Below are 22,604 nucleotides of genomic sequence, written 5' to 3' on the forward strand. Positions count from 1 at the left end.
GCGCCTGACTATTGTGCCGATCCCCCCCTTCAGATACTAGTGTCCTGACATGAGCCAACAATTCCAACATGATGTTCTCGTGATCGGCAGCGGCGCCGCCGGCCTCAGCCTGGCCCTGACCCTCCCCGGTCACCTGCGCGTCGCCGTGCTCAGCAAGGGCGACCTCGCCAACGGCTCGACCTTCTGGGCCCAGGGCGGCGTGGCCGCGGTACTGGACGACACCGACACGGTGCAGTCCCACGTCGAAGACACCCTCAATGCCGGTGGCGGCCTGTGCCACGAAGACGCCGTGCGCTTCACCGTTGAGCATAGCCGCGAAGCGATCCAGTGGCTGATCGACCAGGGCGTGCCCTTTACCCGCGACGAACACGCCGGCGATGAAGAAAGCGGCTTTGAGTTCCACCTGACCCGCGAAGGTGGCCACAGCCATCGGCGCATCATCCACGCCGCCGACGCCACCGGCGCGGCGATCTTCACCACCCTGCTGGCGCAAGCGCGACTGCGGCCGAATATCGAACTGCTGGAACAACGGGTAGCGGTCGACCTGATTACCGAGCGGCGTCTGGGCCTGGACGGCGATCGCTGCCTGGGGGCGTACGTGCTGGACCGCACCAGCGGCGAAGTCGACACCTTCGGCGCGCGCTTTACCGTGCTCGCCACCGGCGGCGCAGCCAAGGTCTACCTCTACACCAGCAACCCCGACGGCGCCTGCGGCGATGGCATCGCCATGGCCTGGCGCGCCGGTTGCCGGGTGGCCAACCTTGAGTTCAACCAGTTCCACCCGACCTGCCTGTACCACCCGCAGGCCAAGAGCTTTTTGATCACCGAAGCCCTGCGCGGCGAAGGCGGCCTGCTCAAGCTGCCCAATGGCGAGCGTTTCATGCCGCGCTTCGACCCGCGCGAAGAACTGGCCCCGCGCGACATCGTCGCCCGCGCCATCGACCATGAAATGAAGCGCCTGGGGGTGGACTGCGTCTACCTGGACATCAGCCACAAGCCGGCCGAATTCGTCAAAAGCCACTTCCCCACCGTTTACGAGCGCTGCCTGGGCTTTGGCATCGATATCACCCGCCAGCCGATCCCGGTAGTACCGGCCGCCCATTACACCTGCGGCGGGGTGATGGTCGACGAACAAGGCCTGACCGACGTGCCGGGCCTGTACGCCATCGGCGAAACCAGTTTTACCGGCTTGCACGGTGCCAACCGCATGGCCAGCAACTCGCTACTCGAATGTTTCGTCTACGGGCGTTCGGCGGCCAACGACATCGTCGCCCGCCTGGACCAGACCGCAATGCCCCAGGCGCTGCCGTGCTGGGATGCCAGCCAGGTGACCGATTCGGACGAAGACGTGATCATCGCGCACAACTGGGACGAACTGCGGCGCTTCATGTGGGACTACGTCGGTATCGTGCGCACCAACAAGCGCCTGCAGCGCGCCGAACACCGGGTGCGCCTGCTGCTCGATGAGATCGACGAGTTTTACAGCAACTACAAAGTCAGCCGCGACCTGATCGAATTGCGCAACCTGGCCCAGGTCGCCGAACTGATGATCCGCTCGGCCATGCAACGCAAGGAAAGCCGCGGCCTGCACTACACCCTGGATTACCCGGGCATGCTCAAAGAGGCCCGCGACACTATCCTGCAGCCGCCCACCTACGCCGACTGAATTTCAGGCGCAAACGCAGGCGCCGGTGCTGCACCGGCTCCAGCGCGTCGAAGGCGATGCACTGGCCCTCGTTGAAACGCCGCCCGGCCCGGCGAAAGCGCAATACCACGCATCCGGGCAAGGCCAGGCTATCGGGCTTGAGCTGCACCGCCTGCCAGCCCTGGGCGCGGCTGAACAACTGCCAGCCGTGGGCATCGCGGCGCAGGGCGGTAATGGCGTTGGGGTGGGTCAGCAGGATGCACCGGGGAATGACCCAGGCGCCATGCAGCAGGCACAAGGCAATGGCCGCCAGGCGCAACCACAGGGGCACCTGCAGCAGGCTCAGGGCCAGCAAGGCCAGCAGCAGGCTGGCCAGGTATGCCGCCAACAGTGCCCTTGAGCCCTGCCAGCGACATTCGAAACGCTCACTTGGGCTGGACACGGTCCAGGATGATGCGAACCATGCGTTGCAGCTCCGGGTCTTCGGACTCGCTGCGCTCCATGAACCAGCCGAACATGTCCTGGTCTTCGCAGCTCAGCAGGCGCTTGTACAGCTCACGGTCGGCCTCGCTCAGGGTCGGGTAGACCTCCGCGCTGAACGGGACCAGCAGTACATCAAGCTCGAGCATGCCGCGGCGGCTGTGCCAAAAGAGCCGGTTGAGTTCAGTTTGTTCGACCATGAAGCCCTCCTAAAATAGGCCGCCAGTATACAGAGCCAGCGCCCGGGGGACACGCGACGTTGGTCCGGACATGTGAGCAAATAATGACAGAGGCCTGTACTCAACTACCTATTTTGCCGACAGCGCTCTATCATGGGCCCCAGTCCTATCACCTTGCGATAAACCATGGCCGATTCCGCTTTTTTCTGCACCCTTTCCCACGAAGGCGTTCTCGCCGTCCGCGGCTCGGACGCCGGCAAGTTCCTGCAAGGCCAGCTGACCTGCAACATCAGTTACCTCAACGAGCATACCGCCAGCCTCGGCGCCCGCTGCATGGTCAAGGGCCGCATGCAGTCGAGCTTTCGCATCCTCTCCGAGGGCGATGGCTACTTGCTGGCGATGACCCGCGAACTGCTCGAACCGCAACTGGCCGACCTTAAAAAGTACGCAGTGTTCTCCAAGGCCAAGCTGACCGACGACAGCGCTGCCTGGGTGCGTTTCGGCCTGCACGACGGTGCAGCCGCGCTGCCGGCCCTGGGCCTGGAAGTGCCGGTGCAGACTGACGCGGTCACCCGTCACAACGGTTTGGCCGCCATTGCCGTATCGGCTGGGCGCATCGAGTTGTGGGTACCTGCCGAGCAGGCCCCGGCGGTGCAAGCGCAACTGGCGGCGCAGTTGGCCGAGGCCGGGCTCAACGACTGGCTGCTCGGACAGATCCGCGCCGGCATCGGCCAGGTCATGCTGCAAACCCGCGAGCTGTTCATTCCGCAGATGATCAACCTGCAGGCCGTGGGTGGCGTGAGCTTCAAGAAGGGTTGCTACACCGGCCAGGAAATCGTCGCGCGCATGCAGTACCTGGGCAAGCTCAAGCGTCGCCAGTACCGCCTGGCCCTGGCCGAGGGCGACCTGCCGCAGCCCGGTACCGAAGTGTTCTCGCCCACCCACAGCTCCTCCGTTGGTGAAGTGGTACTGGCTGCCCACAGTGAACAGGGCTGCGAACTGCTGGCCGTGCTGACCGCCGACGCGGTTGCCGACAACAACCTGCACCTGGGCAGCGCCGAAGGTCCGCGCCTGGAGCTGCTGACGCTTCCTTACGAACTGGACCGCGATCGCGAAATCCAGCGCTGAGCCTGCGCCCGCCCTGCACGGGCGGGGCACTCGTCAATTGCGGTAGAGAATCACCATGAACAAGATGGCCGAGATGATCCAGGCCCACCTGCTGAGCGCCATCGACAACGATGACCTGGTGCTGCCGACCCTGCCGGAAGTGGCCTTGAGCATTCGCGAAGCCGCCGAAGACAGCGAGATCAGCGTCAGCACCCTGAGCAAGGTGATCGGTCGCGATGCAGCGTTGTCGGCGCGCCTGATCAAGGTGGTCAACAGCCCCTTGCTGCGCGCCGCCACCGAGGTCACCGACCTGCAAACGGCCATCACCCGCCTGGGCATCAACTACAGCTGCAACCTGGCGATCGGCCTGGTGATCGAGCAGATCTTCCATGCCCGCTCGGATGTGGTTGAGCAAAAAATGCGCGAGATCTGGTCAAAAAGCCTCGAAGTGGCGGGCATCAGCTATGAGCTGTGCCTGCGATTCACCCAGCTCAAGCCGGACCAGGCAGCCCTCGCTGGCCTGGTTCATCAGATTGGCGCGCTGCCGATCCTGCTGTATGCCGAAGAGCACAACGAGCTGCTCTCCGACCCGGTCAGCCTGAACTATGTCATCGAACAGATTCACCCGGCACTGGGCGACAAGATCCTCAGCGTCTGGGAGTTCCCCGAGCAACTGGTGCACCTGCCCGGGCTGATCCAGGACCTGGATCGCGGCACCGACAAGGTCGACTACGTCGATATTGTGCAGATCGCCCAGGTACTCAGCAGCAACAGCAAGGAACGACCGCTGGCCGCCCTGCCCGCCTACCGCCACCTTGGCCTGCCTACCGGCACTGAACTGCAGGCCAGCGACCTGCTCAATGCCAAGGCGATGTTCCGCTAGTCAGCGCTGAAGCTGACCCGCACCTTCAAGCCGCCACGCTCACCATCGTGCAGGCTGATCTGCGCCAGGTGCGCGCGGCAGATCTCGCCGACAATCGCCAGGCCCAGGCCAGTGCCCTGGGCGCCGCGCCGGTAGAAGCGCTCGAAGACCTTTTCGCGCTCGCTTTCAGGAATCCCCGGGCCGTCGTCTTCGACTTCGAGAATGCCCGGCTCAACCACGCGCAGAATCACATCGCCGCCCTTGGGCGTATACGCCATGGCGTTATCGACCAGGTTGCTCAGCAGCTCATTGAGCAGCGTCGGCTCGCCGCGCACCCACACCGGCCCCTCGGTCTCCAGCGCCAGGGCGACGCCACGCGCATGGGCCAGCGGCGCCATGGCCATGCCCAGCTCACGGGCCAATTGGCTGAGGTCGAGCAATTGCGCGCCGCCTTCGGCAATCGCCCGGGCGCCGTTCTCGACCCGCGCCAGCGACAGCAACTGGTTGGCCAGGTGGGTCAGGCGATCGGTGCCTTGCGCGGCGGCCTCAAGGGTTTCGCGCCAGACTTGCGGCTCGTTGGAGCGCAAGCCCAGTTCGACCCGCGCCTTTAGCGCCGCCAGCGGCGTGCGCAGTTCATGGGCGGCCTCGGCGATAAACTGCGCCTGGCGTTCGAACTGGCCGCGCAAGCGCTCGGTAAAGTGGTTCAGGGCGCGCACCAGCGGGCTCAGCTCGCGCTGCACCTGGACCACCGGCAAGGCCCGCAGGTCATCGGGCTGGCGTTCTTCCACAGCGCTGCGCAAGCGCTCCAGCGGGCGCAGGGCGGCGCTGACGGCAAACCACACCAGCATCAGCGCCCCGAGGGCAAGCATACCCAGGCGCAGCAGGGTATCGGCCATCAGGCTGCGGGCCATGCGCACCCGCGCCTCTTCGGTTTCGGCCACGCGGATTTCGGCCATGCCATTCATGTTCGGCTCGCTGACCGCCTTGAGCAGGCTGACCACGCGCACGTCCTGGCCCAGGTAACGGGCGTTGTAAAAGCGCGCCAGGGCCGGGTAATCGTCGGTGCGCGGGGTATTGGGCGGCGGCGCCGGGAGGTTTTCGTAGCCGGAGATCAAGCGCTGGTGAATATCGTTGACCTGGTAGTAGATTCGCCCGGCGCTGTCGTAGGCGAACGTATCCAGCGCCACGTAGGGCACGTCGGCGCTGAGGGTACCGTCGCGCTGCGACAGGCCGGCGGCGATGGTCCGCGCCGAGGCCAGCAAGGTACGGTCGTAGGCGGTGTCGGCGGCTTCACGGCCGTTCCAGTAAGCGCTCAGGCCGCTGGCCAGCATCAGCACCACCAGCAGAATTGCCAGGTTCCATAGCAGTCGCCCGCGCAGGCTGTCGCTGTTACGCATCTTTGTGCTCGAGCAGGTAGCCGAGCCCCCTGAAGGTGACGATCGCCACGGCATGGCCGTCGAGCTTCTTGCGCAGGCGGTGCACGTAGATTTCGATGGCGTCGGCGCTGGCTTCTTCGTCCAGGCCGAACACCTGGGCGGCCAGTTGCTCCTTGCTCATCACCCGCCCGGGCCGCGCAATCAGTGCTTCGAGCACCGCCTGCTCGCGGGAGGTCAGGGTCAGCAGTTCTTCGCCGAGGGTGAAGCGCCGGGTATCGAGGTCATAAACCAGTGGCCCGCAGCGCTGCTGGCGCTCGCCACCGAGCACGCTACGGCGCAGCAGGGCCTTGACCCGCGCCTCAAGCTCGGTCAGCTCGAACGGCTTGGCCAGGTAATCGTCGGCGCCCAGGTTCAAGCCATGAACCCGGTCCTTGACGTCGCTGCGCGCGGTCAGCATCAGCACCGGCACGGTCTTGCCGCGGGCCCGCAGGCGCGCCAGCACCTCGAAGCCGTCCATCCGCGGCAGGCCGACATCGAGTACCGCCACGGCGTATTCCTCGCTGGCCAGGGCCAGGTCGGCGGCCACGCCATCATGCAGCACATCCACGGTCAGGCCGGTGCTTTTCAGGGCCTGGGCCACGCTTTCGGCCAGTTGCAGATGGTCTTCGACGAGCAGCACACGCATCGATTTCTCCCCTTTGCGTCGCGTTCAATGGCGCGGAGTGTACAGCCGACAGCCCGCCTGTGAAGCCTTCGGCGCAATCAAAAGCTGCTGAAAGGTTAGCGAAAGGTTCACGCCCTAGCATCCTCTCACGGCTCACTCTGCTTGCCGTAAAACCGGACCCAAGGTCCGAACTAATAAGAACAATAACGGAGTCACTCCACGATGCTGTCCATGCAGCCGCAGGCGTACGCGCCTACCCGACGTCTACCTTCCCGCCAGACCGCAGTTGCCAGCGCCCTCGCCCTTGCCGGCGTCGCCCCGTTGAGCCAGGCCGCCTTCTTCGATGACAGCAAGGCGAGTTTCGAAACCCGCAACATGTACTTCAACCGCGACTTTCGCGATGGCACCAGCGCCCAGCAATCCAAGCGTGACGAATGGGCCCAGGGCTTCATGCTCAATTTCGAGTCAGGTTATACCGACGGTACTGTAGGCTTCGGCCTGGATGCCCTGGGGATGCTCGGTATCAAGCTCGACTCAAGCCCCGACCGCACCGGCACCGGCCTGCTGCCAACCCACGACGATGGCCGCGCCGCCGACGAGTATTCCAAGCTCGGCCTGACCGGCAAGGTGAAGATCTCCGCGACCGAACTCAAGATCGGCACGCTGATCCCGGAGCTGCCAACCCTGCAGCCAAACGACGGGCGCATCCTGCCGCAGACTTTCGAGGGCGGCCTGCTGACCTCGGGCGAAATCAGCAACCTGACCTTCACCGGCGGGCGCCTGGAAAAAGCCCGCGACCGCGACAGCACCAACAACGAGGACATCGCCCTCAACAACAAGAACAGCCGATTTCTTGGCACCGTCGCCGGCAACCATTTCGACATGGCCGGCCTGGACTACAGGTTCACCGACAAGATCACCGGCAGCTACCACTGGGCCCAGCTCGATGACGTCTACCGCCAGCACTTCGTCGGCCTGATCGCCTCCCAGCCGTGGGGCCCGGGCACCTTCGGCGCCGACCTGCGCATGGCCTTCAGTGACGACCAGGGCCAGGCCCGCGGTGGCAACATCGACAACACCGCGCTCAACGGCATGCTCAGCTACGGCCTGAACGGCCACAAGCTCAGCGCCGGCTACCAGCACCTGTCCGGCGACACCGCCTTCCCCTATGTCGATGGCGCCGACCCGTACCTGGTCAACTTCGTACAGATCAACGACTTCGCCGGCGCCGACGAGCGCTCCTGGCAAGCCCGTTACGACTACGACTTCAGCAAGCTCGGCATCCCCGGCCTGACCTTCATGAGCCGCTACATCAGCGGCGATAATGTCAGCCTGGCCAATGGTGGCGAGGGCAAGGAGTGGGAACGCAACACCGAGTTCAAGTACGTGGTGCAAAGTGGCGCCCTGAAAAACGTCGCCGTGCGCCTGCGCAACGCCACCTTCCGCTCCAACTTCGCCCGCGATGCCGACGAAGTGCGACTGCTGGTGAGTTACAGCCTTGCGCTGTGGTAATCCCTGATAACAATAACGTTCACGGAGAGACACGATGACTTTTTCACTGCGCCGCATTGCCCTCGCCACCGGTTGCCTGCTGCTGGCCGGCAACGTTCTGGCGGGCGAACCGAAACGCCCTGAATGCATCGCCCCGGCTTCGCCCGGCGGCGGTTTCGACCTGACCTGCAAACTGGTGCAAAGCGCCCTGGTCAACGAAAAGATCCTCAGCAAACCGATGCGCGTCACCTACATGCCCGGCGGTGTCGGCGCGGTGGCCTATAACGCGGTGGTCGCCCAGCGTCCGGCCGATGCCGGCACCCTGGTGGCCTGGTCCAGTGGTTCGTTGCTGAACCTGGCCCAGGGCAAGTTCGGCCGTTTCGATGAAAACGCCGTGCGTTGGCTGGCGGCGGTAGGCACCAGCTATGGTGCCATTGCCGTGAAAAGCGATTCGCCCTACAAGACCCTCGACGACCTGGTCGCGGCGCTGAAAAAAGACCCGAGCAAGGTGGTGATCGGCTCCGGCGGCACCGTCGGCAGCCAGGACTGGATGCAGACCGCGCTGATCGCCAAGGCCGCCGGGATCAACCCGCGCGACCTGCGTTACGTGGCCCTGGAAGGCGGCGGCGAAATCGCCACGGCGCTGCTCGGCGGGCACATTCAGGTCGGCAGTACCGACATCTCCGACTCCATGCCACACATCCAGAGCGGTGACATGCGCCTGCTTGCGGTGTTCGCCGAAACCCGCCTGGACGAGCCGGAAATGAAGGACATCCCCACCGCCAAGGAACAGGGCTACGACATCGTCTGGCCGGTGGTGCGCGGTTTCTACCTCGGGCCGAAAGTCACCGATGAAGAGTACGACTGGTGGAAAGCCTCGTTCGACAAGCTGCTGGCCTCCGAAGAGTTCGCCAAGCTGCGCGATCAGCGCGAGCTGTTCCCCTTCGCCATGACCGGTGTCGAGCTGGACACCTACGTCAAGAAGCAGGTGGCTGACTACAAGGCCCTGGCCAAGGAATTTGGCTTGATTCAATAAGCCTCTCCCCTTTCGAACGCATCGCGGGGCAAGCCCGCTCCCACTTGCCCCGCGAAAAGAGGATTCCGCAATGATCCTGCAACGTCTCTTCGCCCTGTTTTTGCTGGCGCTGTGCGCCGCCCTGGCCGTAATGGCCTGGCCCTACCAGGCAGCCTTTTCCTACGAACCGGTCGGGCCACGTGCCTATCCCTTGCTGATGCTCGGCCTGATGGCCGCGGGCCTGCTGTACCTGGCCTTTCGTCCCACGCCGATCGTGCACAAGGACGACGAACCCGAACTGGACCGCGAAACCCTGAACAAGATCGGCCTCTGCGTCGCCTTGCTGCTGGTCTTTGCCGCCACCTTCGAGCCACTGGGCTTCATTGTCAGCAGCATCCTCATCGGCGTGCCGATGGCGCGCCTGTATGGCGGGCGCTGGTTGCCCAGCGTGGTGATCATCGGCCTGATGAGCATCGCCCTGTACTGGCTGTTCGACCGTGTGATGGATGTGCCCCTGCCCCTCGGCCTGCTCGACGTTCTGGAGAACTGACATGGATACGCTTGGTTATCTCGGCCAGGGCTTCGGCGTCGCCCTGAGCCCCTACAACCTGGTTACCGCCCTCGCCGGCACCCTGATCGGCACCGTGGTCGGCCTGCTGCCGGGCCTGGGCCCGATCAACGGCGTGGCGCTGCTGATCCCGATTGCCTTCGCCCTCGGCCTGCCGCCGGAGTCGGCGCTGATTTTGCTGGCAGCGGTGTACCTGGGTTGCGAATACGGCGGGCGGATCAGCTCGATCCTGCTCAATATCCCCGGTGAGGCGTCGACGGTCATGACTACCCTCGACGGCTACCCCATGGCCCGCCAGGGCCTGGCCGGGGTGGCGCTGTCGCTGTCGGCCTGGAGTTCGTTCATCGGCGCCTTCATCGCTACCTGCGGCATGGTGCTGTTCGCGCCGCTATTGGCGAAATGGGCGATCGCCTTCGGCCCGGCGGAGTATTTCGTGCTGATGGTGTTCGCCATTGTCTGCCTGGGTGGCATGGCCGGCGACCGGCCGTTGAAGACCTTCATCGCCGCGCTGATCGGGCTGTTTCTTTCCAGTGTCGGCATCGACGCCAACAGCGGCGTGTACCGCTTTACCGGCGACAGCGTGCACCTGGCCGATGGCATTCAGTTCGTGGTGCTGGTCCTGGGCCTGTTCTCCATCAGCGAGATTCTCCTGCTGCTGGAAAAAACCCACCATGGCCACGAAGCGGTGAAAGCCACCGGGCGCATGCTGTTCAATTTCAAGGAAGCGGCCTCGGTATTCGTCGTCAACATTCGCTGCGGCCTGCTCGGTTTCATCATGGGCGTGCTGCCCGGTGCCGGCGCAACCCTGGCCAGCGCCGTGGCCTACATGACCGAAAAGCGCATCGCCGGTGCCAGCGGCACCTTCGGCAAGGGCGACAAGCGCGGCCTGGCCGCACCGGAAACCGCCATCGGCGCCTCCTGCTGCGGCGCCCTGGTGCCAATGCTGACCCTCGGCGTACCCGGCTCGGGCACCACCGCCGTGATGATCGGCGCCCTGACCCTGTACAACATCACCCCGGGGCCGATGCTGTTCGCCCAGCAACCGGACATCGTCTGGGGCCTGATCGCGTCGTTGTTCATCGCCAACATCATGCTGGTGATCCTCAACATCCCGATGATCCGCATCTTCACCCGCATCCTCGCCGTGCCGAACTGGGCGCTGGTGCCGGTGATCGCGATCATCACCGCGATCGGTGTGTACGCGGTGCATGCCACCACCTTCGACCTGTTCCTGATGATCGGCATCGGTATCTTCGGCTACATCCTGCGCAAGATGGACTTCCCGCTGTCGCCAATCTTGCTGGGTTTCATCCTCGGCGGGTTGATGGAGCAGAACCTGCGCCGCGCGCTGTCGATTTCCAATGGTGCCCTGGACATCCTCTGGTCGAGCCCGATCAGCATGAGCGTGTGGGGTCTGACCATCGCCATGATGCTTTTGCCGCTGCTGCGCATCTGGCGCAAGCGCAGCCTCCAGCGTCGTGCCCTGGCCGATGTCTGATGGCCGCTTGAAACTGTACTGGGCCACCGGCCTGGTCGGCCTGGCCGGCGGTTACCTCGCCAGCAGGGTCGGCTGGCCGCTGCCGTGGATGGTCGGCTCGTTGCTGGCGATCATCCTCGTGCGTTGCCTGACGCCCTGGCAATTGAGCGAGATCCCCGGTGGGCGCAAGTGCGGGCAGTGGATCATCGGTATCGGGATCGGCCTGCACTTCACCCCGGCGGTGGTCGAGCAGGTGGCGAGCAACTTCGGCCTGATTTTCTGCGGGGCGCTGATCACCAGTGTTTCCAGTGTGGTCGGGGTGTGGTTGCTGCGCCGTACTGGCGAAGACCGCGCCACAGCGTTCTTTTCCAGCATGCCCGGTGGCTCCGGGGAGATGGTCAACCTCGGCGCCCGTAACGGTGCGGTGCTCAGCCAGGTGGCGGCAGCGCAGAGTTTGCGGGTGCTGGCGGTGGTGCTGTGTGTGCCGGCGCTGTTCAAGTTTTTGCTCGGCAATGGCGTGCCGCTGACCCACGCCGGGAGCGTGCACTGGGGCTGGCTGGTAGTGATCTGCCCGCTGGGGGTGTTGCTGGCCCTGGGCTGGCAGCGTTTGAAACAACCCAACCCGTGGCTGTTCGGGCCGTTGCTGGTGGCGGCGGTGGCCAGTGTCAGCGCCAACCTGCAGGTGGCCCTGCCCGATGGCGCCAGCCAGATCGGCCAATGGCTGATCGGCAGCGGTCTGGGTTGTCACTTCAACCGCGCGTTCTTTCGCCGGGCACCGTCGTTTCTCGGCCGCACCTTGATTGCCACGGCGCTGACCATGTTGATCGCAGGCCTTGCGGCGGGTGTGCTCAGTGTCATGACCAACCTCGACCTGCGCTCGCTGACCCTGGGCATGATGCCCGGCGGCATCGCCGAAATGAGCCTGACCGCCGAAACCCTGCAACTGTCGGTGCCACTGGTCACAGCGCTACAGGTGATGCGTTTGCTGTTCGTGCTGTTTCTGGCCGAGCCGTTGTTCAGGCACTGGGACAAACGCTGCGACTGAAGCAAAAAAAAGAGGAAGCCAAGGCTTCCTCTTGTTCTTTACGCGCTTACCAGGTGAAACGCACGCCGACGTTGGCACCGAACGGCTTCTCGATCTTGTCGCCGTTGCTGTAGTCAATATCGGCATGCAACTGCAGGCGCTCGGACAGCGACACGGCAATACCGGCACCGACCTCGGCACGCGAGCCGGACAGGTCGTTGTTGAACACGTTGTCGTTGACCTTGACCTGGTTGTTCTTGGCGAACTCGTGCACCGCGGCAGCGCGCAGGTACGGCTGGGCAAAGCGTCCCTCGCCAAGATCAAAGTTGCGACCCACCGTGGCACCGGCCTTGCCGAGCACCGAGGTAGTACGGTCACCTTCAGCCTTCAGGCCGCTGTCCAGGTCGTAGGACGCACCCTGGATGCTCACTGCCGACACTTGAGCGAAAGGTTCAACGAAGTAGCCGTCATCGAGCTTGATGTGACGACCGAACTCAGCCGATGCACCCACACCGTTGGTCTTGTAGTTGCCCTTGGCCTGGCTGCCGTCGCTCATCGCCACCTTGGACTTATTGTCGAAGCGGTTGACCTTGGCTACCGCGTCAAAGTAGTAACCGCTGTCCTGGTCCAGCCAGGTGGTGTAGGCACCGGCGTAGTAGCTGTCGACCGTACCGGTAGTACCGCGGCTCAGGTCCAGGTCGGACTTGCTATGACCGGCCAGCACACCGACCAGCCACTGGCTGTCGCCCACCTGGGCATCGGCACCCAGGGTGAAGCCCTGCTGGGTTTGCTTGTAGGCGGTGCCAGACGACTCGGCAACGTTATACTTGCTACCGTAAGCCCGGCCCCAGGCGCCGCTTTTACCTTCGTTGTAGCGCAACTCGCCCATGCGGGTACGCAGCGACGACAGCTCGCCGTACCACACGGTCGGTGCGGTATTGAACAGCGCCAGGACCGAACGGGTGCCGGGGCTGATGACTTTCTTCTCGGTGTCCAGGTGCCAGTCGTTGCCTTCCTTGGTCAGGTCATAGGAAAACGCACCCAGGTCTACAGGACCGTTCAACAGGCTGAATTCTGCATCGCCGCCACCGGTAGTGACCACGGTAACCCGCTCAACCGGATCAAGCTCCAGCCCGCTGGCTTTGATCGCCAGGCTGTGCTCCCCTTTGGCTTCGCCAGTGACATTCAGACGATCACCCTCGCCCGCGGCAAAGTCAACGGCCATATGGAAGGTGCCCTGGCCCGTCAAGGTGCCGACGTCAAGCTGATGGAAAGCACCGGAATCGCCGAAGCTGACCTGCCCACCGTCCAGGTTCAGCGCTGCCACCTGATTCGAGCCATCCATGATCCAGTTGGCCTGGCTGGCGATGTTCAGCGCCTGAACATTGTGCAGATTGCCCCGCAGCTGCGCGGAGTTGATCAGGCTTACGCTCGCCTCACCAAGCCCCTCGACCCGCACATCACCCTGCATTTTCGCCTGGTCGAGCGTAAGCTTCAGGTTGCTGGCGTCGCCCACCTGTACATTGCCCAGCAATTCGGAATGGCTGACCTCGACAGTGGCCGAGCCACCTTGGGTCAGTTCCAGCAGGTTGCCATTGCCGCCGTGCAAGGTCGAACCATTGCTCACCTTGATCTGCGCCTGTGCGCCGCGCACTTCAATGGCCGGCCCCTGTTCACCAATCACGGCGGTGCCCTCCAGGCTCACTTCGCCACCGGTGCCATGCATCGAGGCTTTTTCATCGGCCAGCAGCAGTCCGATACCGCCACCCTGGATCAGGCTGTCACGCGCCTGCAGGTTACCGTTGAGCAACAGCGTTCCCCAACCGTCCTGGTTGCGTGCGATCACCTGTGAATTGTCCAGGCTCAAGACACTGTTGGCAGTGACCCAGGCCCCGGCGTTGGCGCCGCTGATCTGGCTATTGCTGACCTGCGCGGTGGAATGCAGGCCCGAGTTGATAAAACGAGCAACCTGCAAGCCAATGCCACGCTCACTGGTGATGTTGGCGCCAGCGATACGTGCGTGACTGTCGAGCAAGCGAATAGCGGGTGCCGTAACACTATTGACGTTGCCACCGTTGATGTTCAGCGTGGCCTGGTTCAACAGCAGCTCGCGGGTACTGGCTTGGCTGCCCTCGATGTTGAGGACTGCGCCAGGGCGCACATCATAGGCATCCAGGGGCGTGCCGCTGTCGACGGTGAATTCCTTGTCCACGACCTTTGCCAACACAGGCTCGGCCAGCAGAAAAAAGGGTAGGGTCAAGGCAGCTTTGACTGCTCGGGACAATACGGTGGTGTTGCCAGGTACAAAGTTAGTCATCATCAGCTCTCTGCGATCAGCGCTTAGAGTCATCTGACCGAAAGCGCATTGGGTTAAGAGCTGCGAAGACTAAAGATCTGATGGATAACAATATGTAGGAATATTCTTACGAACATGGAGGGTTATTCAACAACCTCGCTGGAAGTTCAGCACTTCCGGCGAGGTTGTTCATTCTCCTGAACTTAGCACTGTACCCCGCAAAGCTGGCCCGGCCCGCAAACACAGTTAGTGGCAACAACATGAATATTGTAGCCATTCAAGTGGCTCATCGACTCACCTGTTTGCACACCATTATGATACGACCGCCAGCGGATAACGAAGTAGCCATTCACCGTTCCCTCTGTATAGGGAGAACCTGGCACTCGATGAATTTTGCCGTTGGCTACTTCGGCGGCCGTGTCAAAAGTTCCGCTAAAGGTGTGCCGCGTTTCGTCGATAGGCAGACCTGGCATCGGATACTCGCTGGAAAGCAGGAACAACTGCCAGTCAAGCTCGTACGTGTCGCCTTCAACGACATTGGCACTGTCAAGCATCTTGATATCGACACCCTCCCAGGGACGTTGGCAGCAAGCAACGTATCCGTTAGCCGCTACATTCGGCACTGTCGGCCGAGCAAGCGTTACCACCGCCGCAACTGTCGCGTGGATGTACTTGGTCGGTGAACGGTGAAAATTGTCACCGCCCGGGGCTCCACTGATCTCATACCACACCGCAATCTGCTCACCCGAGCCAATGGCTTTGACGATGTCCCAGGGTAACGGTACCTCGATGCTCGAACCGACAGGGTCAGGTAACGGGAACGCAGCGAGCTGGCCATTCGTCGAACCATAGAACACCGTAACGATGTCTCCGGGTTTGGCATTCTCATAAGGCTGGATGACGACAGTCGAATCCTGGTCGGCATCCTCCGGTGTCAACACGTCATCGGTACCCGAAACAGCGGGTCTGATGACCGGGGCAAACAGCAGCGGGCTGACCGGGTCGGGGTTGTTCGGGTCCGGTTCCGGGCCGACAACCCGCAGATCATAAGCAAAGGTGTCTGCTGGAGAAGTAACATCAACGCCTGATCGGGTAACGGTGTACAGCAACTCGACGGAACCGTTGGCGACAGGCAGTGCCATCCATTCGGGATAACGGAAGTACATTTCCAGCGGCCAGGTAAAGCCAAGGGTCAGGCGGGTCAACGACAGTAACTTGCGTGCGCCATTCTCAACCAGGTAAAGCCGAATAAAGTCGTCTACCTCGGCGCCGTCATACTCGTCAATTTCAACCAGTGGAACGTTGCTGCGGGCTTCCGCCAGGTCAATAGGCGCTTCAGGCATGCGCGGCGCCTGCAGGTTCTCCGGCAATTCGCCTTGCAACCAGCGAAAGTAGAAGGGATGGGAGCCGCCCGGATAGTCGTTGCCTGCGCGATCGTAAAGACGGTAGTAAACCTTGTGCTGTGCATCTGAAAGCGCAGGGAAGTTCGCGGCAGTGACGGTAAAGGTGAACTGTCCCGCGGCAGGCACCGACTGGACATGTACCGGGGCGACGATACCGTCGATGAACACCTGGATCGAGTCGCCCGGTTGCCAGTCATCGTAAGCCGGCACGGTAAATTCGACACCGCCATTGCTCTCCAGGTAGCCCGGCGTCAGCAAGCCGTCAGCCAGCGCAGGATCGGTAAAGTACGGCTGCGGTGGCTGGCTGTCATTGTGCGGGGCCAGGGTATCGATACTGATCGTCAAGGTATCGGCGATACCGCCATTACCACTGGGCGGTTCGATGACGTACTCAAGCAATCTGGGCCCGTGGGTGTCGCCCAGTGCCGTCAGCGGTAGAAAAAACTGGATGGCGCCACCAGCAAAGTTCGGAGGCCAAGGCAGGTCTCGGTGAAAAACCTCGACATTGTTGTAACTAATAGAAACTCTGCCATCCGTACCAAATTCTGGCTCGGCGGTAAACGGATCAATGGCCAGGCCTACACCTCGGCTGTATTCGCTTTTGGGCAGCAGATTAGGTTGTTGCGGATTCTCTGAAGGCTCGTCTGGCAAAGTGTTGGTCGGCCGCAAAGGCGGGATGGTCGTGGTATTGTTGGGCGATGGTGCAGGCTCGGCTTTCAGCTCGGCAGACATTTCGATAATCGACATGACAGATGCTCCATTACGATTGTAGAACGGTGAGTACTGCATTGTTTTTGTATTAGCCGAGGCAGAAACCACCGCCAGGCCACACAACCGAAACCCGCACAAAGTCATACTGGGAATAATGACGACCACCACCCAGGCGCGTTGCCCGATAATAAACCAGGCCCGACCCTGCAACTTTTGCCGGCTCTTCTATATAGGGGGAAAATTGCGAAAGATGCAGATCAAAGCCATCCCGCGCCTCAACGGCTGTCAACGGTTGTTCTTTACCAAGAACAATATCGGTGCCCGTGATCGGATTGGAACCATTGTTGTTGGCACAGCCTTGCCAATAGACTTCCACCACGTCCCCGGCTTGCAGCCCGGAGGCAGCCGGGATACGAATGGTAATACCCTCATAAGGGGGTGGAACGGTATAACAATTGATCCATTTGTGCAGGTCCGCATCAGGGAAGCGCGCAGCTGGAAGATCGACCACGCGAATGATTTCAACCCGCACCGCGGTACTGGGTGAATGCTGATAGTTGCGATCATTGAAGGTGTAGTAGTACACCGGCAAGGCGGTGTTGTTGCCTTGGGCAAACACCACTTCCCAGGGTACGTCTATCTGCACTTCACCCTGTTCAATGTCATCGCTGTCGAGCTGATGGACGAATGCATCGCTATGCGTGCCCCAGTACACACCCAGCCACTGGCCTTCCAGCAACTCGGCATGCAAACGGATCCGGACCCTGGCATCGAGGCCGAAATCGGCGTCGGTCAGTACGTCTTCCTCGGTCTGCCCCAGTACCACAGGGCGCGGCAGCAATGGGTTGATCGGCCCCGGGTTCTCGGGATTGACCGGCCCGGCCACCCTCAGGTCAACGGACACCACCCGTATCGGAGAGGGAACCGGGTTGATTCCCTGCCGCTCCCAGTTGTACCTGACACCGACATTGATGACTTGCTCCAATGCGCCAAGGCTTAGAACCGCCCAAGGCACGTCAAAGCGCAAGGGCCAGCGAGTCTGTGCATCAATGGTTTGTCGCCCAAGGCTGTGGCCATTCCAGAACGCTTCGAATCCATCGTCAGGACGTACATTGGCAAAGAAGGGAATCTCGACCTGCACCCCGATCCGCGCGTCCTCCAGATCAACAAGCCCGTCGGGCAGTGATAGCGGGATGTCGGGGTGTGGTAGATCGGGCAGGGCATCCAGTAGAACTTCGAACTCCACGGACCGCGATCCTGGGCCTGAATTACCCGAGCGATCCACCAGAACATAATGGCAATAGCGCAGGCCGTTGTTTTTTCGCCTGATTACATCGCCGGGAATTTCCACCACAACGACTTGCTGCGGATCGTCGACTTCGACCCAGCCATCGGCATCCTCGATCCTTGGTTCGGCCTGACTGGCGGCGTCTGTGGAAAACTGATCCCAATACCAATAAAGCACATCGCCATATTCGACATCCGGCCAACGGGTCGTTGCGCTCAGCTTTTGGCCGTTGGCAGCGAGGTAAGCTTCGGTAATTACCTCCGGTGTATCAGCAAAATCCAGACGGCTGCCAAGACCTCCATGGTTGGGCGCCTCTGAATCAACACGAATGATGACAGGATGAGAAATTGACGGGTTACCGTTGTCGACCCGGTACCGGACCTCGAACTCACCCGGAGTCAGGAGTTTGCCCTGGGGCACCTTCAGCTCAAGTGGAAACTCGACCTGCGGATCAAAACCGGCCTCCAGCTCAAGCGAATCGACCGCCTCAACGCCATTCCACAGCAAGGTGACCAGGGTTGGCCCGAACACTTCATGTCCGGGCCATACCCGATCAATCATCACCTGCAGCGGCGCTGCTCGGTCCTTGCGGTGAATCAGGTAAGCATAGTCGTTCGGTGCAGGATCTAGCGCTACCGGAATACGAGGTTCGATCAGCAGGTTAGCGATATCTTGATCGGTCATGATGTACCCATCCCGGTAACAGATGGGGGTAGTAGATGCCAATCAAACGAATCGCGAAACTGACAAAAATGCTAGGTGCCCAGCCTCAAACCGGCGGCAAACGCCAGTCGATCGGGGTCAGTCCGCACTGCTTTAGGAAGCGGTTGGCCTGGCTGAAATGGCCGCAGCCGAGAAAGCCACGGTAGGCCGACAACGGCGATGGATGCACCGACTTGAGCACCAGGTGCTTGGTGGCATCGATCAGTTTCTGCTTGCTTTGGGCATGGGCGCCCCAGAGCAGGAATACGCTGTTGGGCTGGTGTTCGCTGACCACTTCGATGATGCGGTCGGTGAAGAACTGCCAGCCCTTTTTGGCATGGGACGCGGCGTTGGCGCGCTCGACGGTCATGGTGGTGTTGAGCAGCAACACGCCCTGCTCGGCCCAGGATTGCAGGCAGCCGTGCTTGGGGATCTCGATGTTGAGGTCACGCTGCAACTCTTTGTAGATGTTCACCAGCGACGGCGGCGTCGCCACCCCCGGTTGCACCGAAAAGCACAGGCCATGGGCCTGGCCCGGGCCGTGGTACGGGTCCTGACCGAGGATCACCACCTTGACCTGGTCCAGCGGGGTGGAGTTGAGGGCGTTGAAGATCAGCGGGCCAGGTGGGTAGATCTCTTTGCCGGCAGCGTGCTCTTCGCGCAGGAACTCGCGCAACTGGTGCATGTAGGGCTGGTCGAATTCGGCGCGCAGAGCCTCTTTCCAGCTCGGTTCAAGTTTGATGCGATCGTCGTCAGTCATGGTCGGGTCCGTAAAACAATGGCGCGACACTAGGAAAGCTGCCTGCGCTTGTCAATCGATCCGACCGGCGACCGCCGAAATCGCCAGCAGCGGCCATACTTGTGCGGATCAACCACGAGGTCGCCCATGGCTGCAGTACAGTGCGAAGAACTCACCGGCGTCGACGGCGCGCGCATCGGCGTTGCCACCCTCAATACGCCGCAAACCCTCAATGCCTTGTCGCTGCCGATGATCGAGGTACTCGACGAACAGCTCAAGGCCTGGGCCGATGACCCGGATGTGGTCTGCGTGCTGCTGCGCGGCGAAGGCGCCAAGGCCTTCTGCGCCGGTGGCGAGGTGCGCAGCCTGGCCCAGGCTTGCCTTGACCATCCCGGCCGGGTCCCGCCCCTGGCGGCGCAGTTCTTTGCCGCCGAATACCGCTTCGACTACCGCCTGCATACCTACCCCAAGCCGCTGATCTGCTGGGGCCACGGCCATGTGCTGGGTGGCGGCATGGGTTTGTTGCAGGGGGCCAGTGTACGCGTGGTCACTCCCAGCAGCCGCCTGGCCATGCCGGAGATCAGCATCGGCCTGTATCCGGATGTCGGCGGCAGTTGGTTCTTGTCGCGCCTGCCCGGCAAACTGGGCTTGTTCCTCGGCCTTACCGGCGCGCCGATCAACGCCAGCGATGCCCTCGACCTGGGCCTGGCCGACCGTCTGCTGGGCGAAAGCCAGCAGGAAGAGTTGCTCGACGACCTGCTGCAATTGAACTGGCAGGAGCAGACCGCCCTGCAACTCAACAGCCTGCTCAAGGCCCAACAGAACGGCGCCCAGGCGCAAAGGCCCGAAGCCCAGTGGCTGCCCAGGCGCCAGCAGATCGACGCGTTGCTCGATGTCGCCGACCCGGTGTGCGCCTGGCGTGCCATCGCCCAGCTGCGCAACCACGCCGACCCGCTGCTGGCCAAGGCCGCGCAGACCATGCTCGAAGGCTGCCCGCTGACCGCGCACCTGGTCTGGGAGCAAATACAGCGTGCCAAGTACCTGTCGCTGGCCCAGGTGTTCCAGATGGAATACACCCTGAGCCTCAATTGCTGCCAGCATCCGGAGTTCAGCGAAGGGGTGCGCGCACGGTTGATCGACAAGGACCAAAAACCGCGCTGGCACTGGGCAGATATCGCCCAGGTGCCAACGGCGGTGGTTGAAGCGCATTTCAGTAAGGCGTGGGAAGGTCGTCACCCCTTGGCGGACCTGGTCTGAATGGCGCCTCAGCGGCGCCAGTTGCGATCCGGCCAGCCGTCACGGCTGCGCTCGTGACGTGACGATCCCTGGCGGTAGCGGTCATGGCCGCGCCCCGGGTAAGGCTTGTAGTAGTTATGCGGCGTTTCCCGGTAATAGCCGTGGGGCGCCGGACGGTAGTAGTGCGGTGGCGGCGCGTAGTAACGCGAAGGTGGCACCACGTAGTAGCGCGGCTGCGGTGCTACATAGTAGCCGCGGCTGTAGGGATACGACGGCCGGTAGTACCCCGGATAGCCATAGCGATCGGCGGTGTAGACCTCGGTGCGGTAGTAACCGTTACCTCCATAGGGGACACAGGCGGTGGTCAGCAAACCCAACACTGCAAGCAGTAAAAGTCGGCGATACATGGCGGCCTCCCGGACCGCGAAACTGCCCATCCCAGCGGCGCTGGTCGGCGTCGATCGGCAAGTGTTCATCGACATTGAATAAGACTGTCAAAACCAGGTCCGGTGCCATTGCTGCAATAAATTGATACAAGGCCGATACCCTTAAAAATCGTAAAGTTATTTTTCTGCCACACCACTAGAATGAAGGCCATTGGCCTACAGACCGGGAATGTCATGCCGCCTCGTTCCGCCCTGTTTTCGCAGCGCTCGCTGATCCTGACATTACTGCTGTTGCTCGCCTGCGGCTTCTTGGCGACCTCCCTGCTCAGCTACTTCGCCTCACGCAGCTCGATTCGCGACAACATCGTCAACACCGAGCTGCCGCTGACCTCCGATACGGTCTATTCGGAAATCCAGAAAGACCTGGTACGCCCGATCCTGATCTCGTCGATGATGGCTCACGACACCTTCTTGCGCGACTGGGCCCTGGGCGGCGAGCGCGACACCGCCCAGGTCACCCGTTACCTGGACGAAATCATGCGCCAGCACCACGCCTATACGGCGTTCTTCGTCTCCAGCAACAGCGGTATCTATTACCAGACCAAGGGCGTACTGAAGAAAATCAACCCGCAAGAACCCCGTGATGCCTGGTACCAGCGGGTACTGAAAATGAACACGCCCTACGAGATCAACGTCGACCTCGACATGGCCAACCAGGACCGCCTCACGGTGTTCATCAACTACCGGGTGTTCGACTACGACGGCAAGTTCATCGGCGTCGCCGGCATCGGCCTGACGGTCGAGGCGGTGATCCGCCTGATCGACGATTACCAGCAGCGCTACCAGCGCCAGGTGTTCTTCGTCGATCCGCAGGGGCGTATCGTGCTTACCGGCTCCAATGGCGGTCCCCATGGCGCCAGGACCGGGCAGCCGCTGGTCGAACTGGACGGGCTCGGGCAAATGCCACAACCGGTCAGCGGCAGCCATGAATACAACAGCAGCGATGGCCATAGTCATTTCCTCAACGTGCGCCTGGTGCCGGAGCTGAACTGGTACCTGTTCGTCGACAAGCGCGAAGACGGCGCCATGGATGCCATTCGCCAGTCGCTGTACCTGAACCTGGCGATCTGCGCGATGATCACCCTGGTGGTGTTGTCGCTGCTCAATGCCATGGTCAAGCGCCATCAGGACAACATCGAAGCCCTGGCCACCCTCGACAGCCTCACCGGCCTGCCCAACCGCCGTGGCTTCGACCTGCTGGCCGCGCAAGCGCTGCAGGAAGCCCAGCGCGAACCCAAGCCACTGATCGCCCTGCTGATCGACCTCGACCACTTCAAGGCGCTCAACGACACCCATGGCCACCTGGCCGGCGACGAAGTGCTGCGCCAGTTCGCCCAGGTGCTGGAGGAATGCCTACGCCATGCTGATATCATCTGCCGCTGGGGTGGTGAGGAATTCATCGTGCTGCTCAAGGACACCGACAGCCAGAACGCCGCGGCGGTGGCCGAGAAAATTCGCAGCAAGACCGAGGCCCTGGCCTTTACCTATGCCGAGCAGCCGATCCACCTGACCGCCAGCATCGGCTTGAGCAACCTGCAGGCCGACGATACCCTGCACAGCCTGATCGCCCGCGCCGACCGTGCCCTGTACCGGGCCAAACAAAGTGGGCGCAACCGTGTCTGCAGCGAGATACCCCGAACCGACCATGAACAGCCCCGATCATGAATGACAGCCGCCGCTGCCCCGCCTGCGGCGCCAGCAACGATTGCAGCCTGGCCGACCCGCGCACGGCCGCCCAGGCCTGCTGGTGCTACGGCGTGAGCATCGACCCCAAGGTACTCGAAGCCCTGCCCGCCGAACTGCGCAACCAGGCCTGCCTGTGCCCGCGCTGCGCCGAGGTCGAGGCGCAATTGCAGGCAGCCAAGGCCACGCCAGCCGGTTAAACTGTCGCGCCC

At 62.3% G+C, this 22,604-nt stretch carries 20 protein-coding genes; 11 read left to right on the plus strand and 9 right to left on the minus strand.

The features are described 5' to 3' along the window. Window positions 1-49: 49 nt before the first annotated feature. On the plus strand, window positions 50-1,666 hold the full coding sequence (gene nadB, locus LOY54_RS21650; protein WP_258607873.1) for an L-aspartate oxidase: 1,617 nt from the start codon (window positions 50-52) through the stop codon (window positions 1,664-1,666). Here the strand turns inward: nadB and LOY54_RS21655 are convergent. Beyond that, window positions 1,635-2,087: a protein YgfX gene (locus LOY54_RS21655; RefSeq protein ID WP_093380053.1), complete on the minus strand. Its 453-nt coding sequence runs from the start codon at window positions 2,085-2,087 to the stop codon at window positions 1,635-1,637. The two genes, nadB and LOY54_RS21655, sit on opposite strands and share 32 nt — an antisense overlap. After that, window positions 2,071-2,325 carry a succinate dehydrogenase assembly factor 2 gene (locus LOY54_RS21660; RefSeq protein ID WP_038607607.1) on the minus strand — a complete coding sequence of 85 codons (255 nt, stop codon included), beginning with the start codon at window positions 2,323-2,325 and terminating at the stop codon, window positions 2,071-2,073. The genes LOY54_RS21655 and LOY54_RS21660 overlap by 17 nt, the downstream gene beginning before the upstream one ends. A gap of 165 nt (window positions 2,326-2,490) precedes the next feature. On the opposite strand from LOY54_RS21660, the gene LOY54_RS21665 reads away from it, so the two are divergent. Both LOY54_RS21665 and LOY54_RS21670 read left to right on the plus strand, forming a co-directional pair. Further along, window positions 2,491-3,432, plus strand: a complete 942-nt coding sequence (locus LOY54_RS21665) for a folate-binding protein YgfZ (protein WP_258607875.1) — start codon at window positions 2,491-2,493, stop codon at window positions 3,430-3,432. Window positions 3,433-3,487: 55 nt separating this feature from the next. Continuing rightward, window positions 3,488-4,294: an HDOD domain-containing protein gene (locus tag LOY54_RS21670; protein WP_045197617.1), complete on the plus strand. Its 807-nt coding sequence runs from the start codon at window positions 3,488-3,490 to the stop codon at window positions 4,292-4,294. On the opposite strand, the gene LOY54_RS21675 is transcribed toward LOY54_RS21670, so the two are convergent. Then, complete coding sequence (locus tag LOY54_RS21675) at window positions 4,291-5,670, minus strand: sensor histidine kinase (protein ID WP_045197615.1); 1,380 nt, start codon at window positions 5,668-5,670, stop codon at window positions 4,291-4,293. The genes LOY54_RS21670 and LOY54_RS21675 overlap by 4 nt on opposite strands. Continuing rightward, window positions 5,663-6,334: a response regulator gene (locus tag LOY54_RS21680; RefSeq protein ID WP_045197613.1), complete on the minus strand. Its 672-nt coding sequence runs from the start codon at window positions 6,332-6,334 to the stop codon at window positions 5,663-5,665. The genes LOY54_RS21675 and LOY54_RS21680 overlap by 8 nt, the downstream gene beginning before the upstream one ends. 201 nt (window positions 6,335-6,535) lie before the next feature. Between LOY54_RS21680 and LOY54_RS21685 the strand changes: the two genes are divergently transcribed. From LOY54_RS21685 to LOY54_RS21705, 5 genes are all read left to right on the plus strand, one after another. Further along, on the plus strand, window positions 6,536-7,825 hold the full coding sequence (locus LOY54_RS21685) for an OprD family porin (RefSeq protein WP_258607877.1): 1,290 nt from the start codon (window positions 6,536-6,538) through the stop codon (window positions 7,823-7,825). Between the two features lie 34 nt (window positions 7,826-7,859). After that, the gene (locus LOY54_RS21690) at window positions 7,860-8,840 is read left to right on the plus strand and encodes a tripartite tricarboxylate transporter substrate binding protein (RefSeq protein WP_045197609.1); all 981 of its coding nucleotides are present in this window, start codon (window positions 7,860-7,862) and stop codon (window positions 8,838-8,840) included. 70 nt (window positions 8,841-8,910) lie between these two features. After that, entirely contained in the window at window positions 8,911-9,369 is a 459-nt protein-coding gene (locus LOY54_RS21695) for a tripartite tricarboxylate transporter TctB family protein (RefSeq protein WP_045197606.1), read from the plus strand. A 1-nt stretch (window position 9,370) separates the two neighbouring features. Further along, complete coding sequence (locus tag LOY54_RS21700) at window positions 9,371-10,885, plus strand: tripartite tricarboxylate transporter permease (RefSeq protein ID WP_258607879.1); 1,515 nt, start codon at window positions 9,371-9,373, stop codon at window positions 10,883-10,885. Then, window positions 10,878-11,909 (plus strand): AbrB family transcriptional regulator, encoded by a 1,032-nt coding sequence (locus tag LOY54_RS21705; RefSeq protein WP_093380044.1) that lies wholly within the window; start codon window positions 10,878-10,880, stop codon window positions 11,907-11,909. Before LOY54_RS21700 ends, LOY54_RS21705 begins: the two co-directional genes overlap by 8 nt. Window positions 11,910-11,955: 46 nt before the next feature. On the opposite strand, the gene LOY54_RS27715 is transcribed toward LOY54_RS21705, so the two are convergent. From LOY54_RS27715 to ung, 4 genes are all read right to left on the minus strand, one after another. Further along, entirely contained in the window at window positions 11,956-13,233 is a 1,278-nt protein-coding gene (locus tag LOY54_RS27715) for an autotransporter outer membrane beta-barrel domain-containing protein (RefSeq protein WP_408980603.1), read from the minus strand. A 1,154-nt stretch (window positions 13,234-14,387) separates the two neighbouring features. Further along, on the minus strand, window positions 14,388-16,334 hold the full coding sequence (locus LOY54_RS21715) for a hypothetical protein (RefSeq protein WP_258607881.1): 1,947 nt from the start codon (window positions 16,332-16,334) through the stop codon (window positions 14,388-14,390). 52 nt (window positions 16,335-16,386) lie between these two features. Beyond that, window positions 16,387-18,270: a DUF4982 domain-containing protein gene (locus LOY54_RS21720; RefSeq protein WP_258607882.1), complete on the minus strand. Its 1,884-nt coding sequence runs from the start codon at window positions 18,268-18,270 to the stop codon at window positions 16,387-16,389. 85 nt (window positions 18,271-18,355) lie between these two features. After that, a complete protein-coding gene (gene ung / locus LOY54_RS21725; protein ID WP_258607883.1) occupies window positions 18,356-19,048 on the minus strand; it encodes a uracil-DNA glycosylase in 693 nt (230 codons plus the stop codon). Between the two features lie 126 nt (window positions 19,049-19,174). Between ung and LOY54_RS21730 the strand changes: the two genes are divergently transcribed. Further along, window positions 19,175-20,284: an enoyl-CoA hydratase/isomerase family protein gene (locus tag LOY54_RS21730; protein ID WP_258607884.1), complete on the plus strand. Its 1,110-nt coding sequence runs from the start codon at window positions 19,175-19,177 to the stop codon at window positions 20,282-20,284. An 8-nt stretch (window positions 20,285-20,292) separates the two neighbouring features. Here LOY54_RS21730 and LOY54_RS21735 read toward each other — a convergent pair whose 3' ends face one another. After that, window positions 20,293-20,670, minus strand: coding sequence for a hypothetical protein (locus tag LOY54_RS21735; protein WP_258607885.1), 378 nt, complete (start codon window positions 20,668-20,670; stop codon window positions 20,293-20,295). A gap of 213 nt (window positions 20,671-20,883) precedes the next feature. On the opposite strand from LOY54_RS21735, the gene LOY54_RS21740 reads away from it, so the two are divergent. Both LOY54_RS21740 and LOY54_RS21745 read left to right on the plus strand, forming a co-directional pair. After that, complete coding sequence (locus LOY54_RS21740) at window positions 20,884-22,374, plus strand: sensor domain-containing diguanylate cyclase (protein ID WP_258607886.1); 1,491 nt, start codon at window positions 20,884-20,886, stop codon at window positions 22,372-22,374. After that, window positions 22,371-22,592 (plus strand): cysteine-rich CWC family protein, encoded by a 222-nt coding sequence (locus LOY54_RS21745; RefSeq protein ID WP_045197585.1) that lies wholly within the window; start codon window positions 22,371-22,373, stop codon window positions 22,590-22,592. Before LOY54_RS21740 ends, LOY54_RS21745 begins: the two co-directional genes overlap by 4 nt. Window positions 22,593-22,604 lie beyond the last annotated feature (12 nt).

The organism is Pseudomonas sp. B21-032 (assembly GCF_024748965.1).
Classification (GTDB): domain Bacteria; phylum Pseudomonadota; class Gammaproteobacteria; order Pseudomonadales; family Pseudomonadaceae; genus Aquipseudomonas.

Excerpts from the sequence above, each read along its gene's own strand:
- LOY54_RS21660 (WP_038607607.1), bottom strand. The coding sequence starts at position 2,325 with ATGGTCGAACAAACTGAACTCAACCGGCTCTTTTGGCACAGCCGCCGC.
- LOY54_RS21695 (WP_045197606.1), top strand. The coding sequence starts at position 8,911 with ATGATCCTGCAACGTCTCTTCGCCCTGTTTTTGCTGGCGCTGTGCGCC.
- ung (WP_258607883.1), bottom strand. The coding sequence starts at position 19,048 with ATGACTGACGACGATCGCATCAAACTTGAACCGAGCTGGAAAGAGGCT.
- LOY54_RS21685 (WP_258607877.1), top strand. The coding sequence starts at position 6,536 with ATGCTGTCCATGCAGCCGCAGGCGTACGCGCCTACCCGACGTCTACCT.
- LOY54_RS21720 (WP_258607882.1), bottom strand. The coding sequence starts at position 18,270 with ATGACCGATCAAGATATCGCTAACCTGCTGATCGAACCTCGTATTCCG.
- LOY54_RS21715 (WP_258607881.1), bottom strand. The coding sequence starts at position 16,334 with ATGTCGATTATCGAAATGTCTGCCGAGCTGAAAGCCGAGCCTGCACCA.
- LOY54_RS21745 (WP_045197585.1), top strand. The coding sequence starts at position 22,371 with ATGAATGACAGCCGCCGCTGCCCCGCCTGCGGCGCCAGCAACGATTGC.
- LOY54_RS21690 (WP_045197609.1), top strand. The coding sequence starts at position 7,860 with ATGACTTTTTCACTGCGCCGCATTGCCCTCGCCACCGGTTGCCTGCTG.
- LOY54_RS21665 (WP_258607875.1), top strand. The coding sequence starts at position 2,491 with ATGGCCGATTCCGCTTTTTTCTGCACCCTTTCCCACGAAGGCGTTCTC.
- LOY54_RS21700 (WP_258607879.1), top strand. The coding sequence starts at position 9,371 with ATGGATACGCTTGGTTATCTCGGCCAGGGCTTCGGCGTCGCCCTGAGC.
- LOY54_RS21675 (WP_045197615.1), bottom strand. The coding sequence starts at position 5,670 with ATGCGTAACAGCGACAGCCTGCGCGGGCGACTGCTATGGAACCTGGCA.
- LOY54_RS21740 (WP_258607886.1), top strand. The coding sequence starts at position 20,884 with ATGCCGCCTCGTTCCGCCCTGTTTTCGCAGCGCTCGCTGATCCTGACA.
- LOY54_RS21680 (WP_045197613.1), bottom strand. The coding sequence starts at position 6,334 with ATGCGTGTGCTGCTCGTCGAAGACCATCTGCAACTGGCCGAAAGCGTG.
- LOY54_RS21670 (WP_045197617.1), top strand. The coding sequence starts at position 3,488 with ATGAACAAGATGGCCGAGATGATCCAGGCCCACCTGCTGAGCGCCATC.
- LOY54_RS27715 (WP_408980603.1), bottom strand. The coding sequence starts at position 13,233 with ATGGATGGCTCGAATCAGGTGGCAGCGCTGAACCTGGACGGTGGGCAG.
- LOY54_RS21705 (WP_093380044.1), top strand. The coding sequence starts at position 10,878 with ATGTCTGATGGCCGCTTGAAACTGTACTGGGCCACCGGCCTGGTCGGC.
- LOY54_RS21730 (WP_258607884.1), top strand. The coding sequence starts at position 19,175 with ATGGCTGCAGTACAGTGCGAAGAACTCACCGGCGTCGACGGCGCGCGC.
- nadB (WP_258607873.1), top strand. The coding sequence starts at position 50 with ATGAGCCAACAATTCCAACATGATGTTCTCGTGATCGGCAGCGGCGCC.
- LOY54_RS21735 (WP_258607885.1), bottom strand. The coding sequence starts at position 20,670 with ATGTATCGCCGACTTTTACTGCTTGCAGTGTTGGGTTTGCTGACCACC.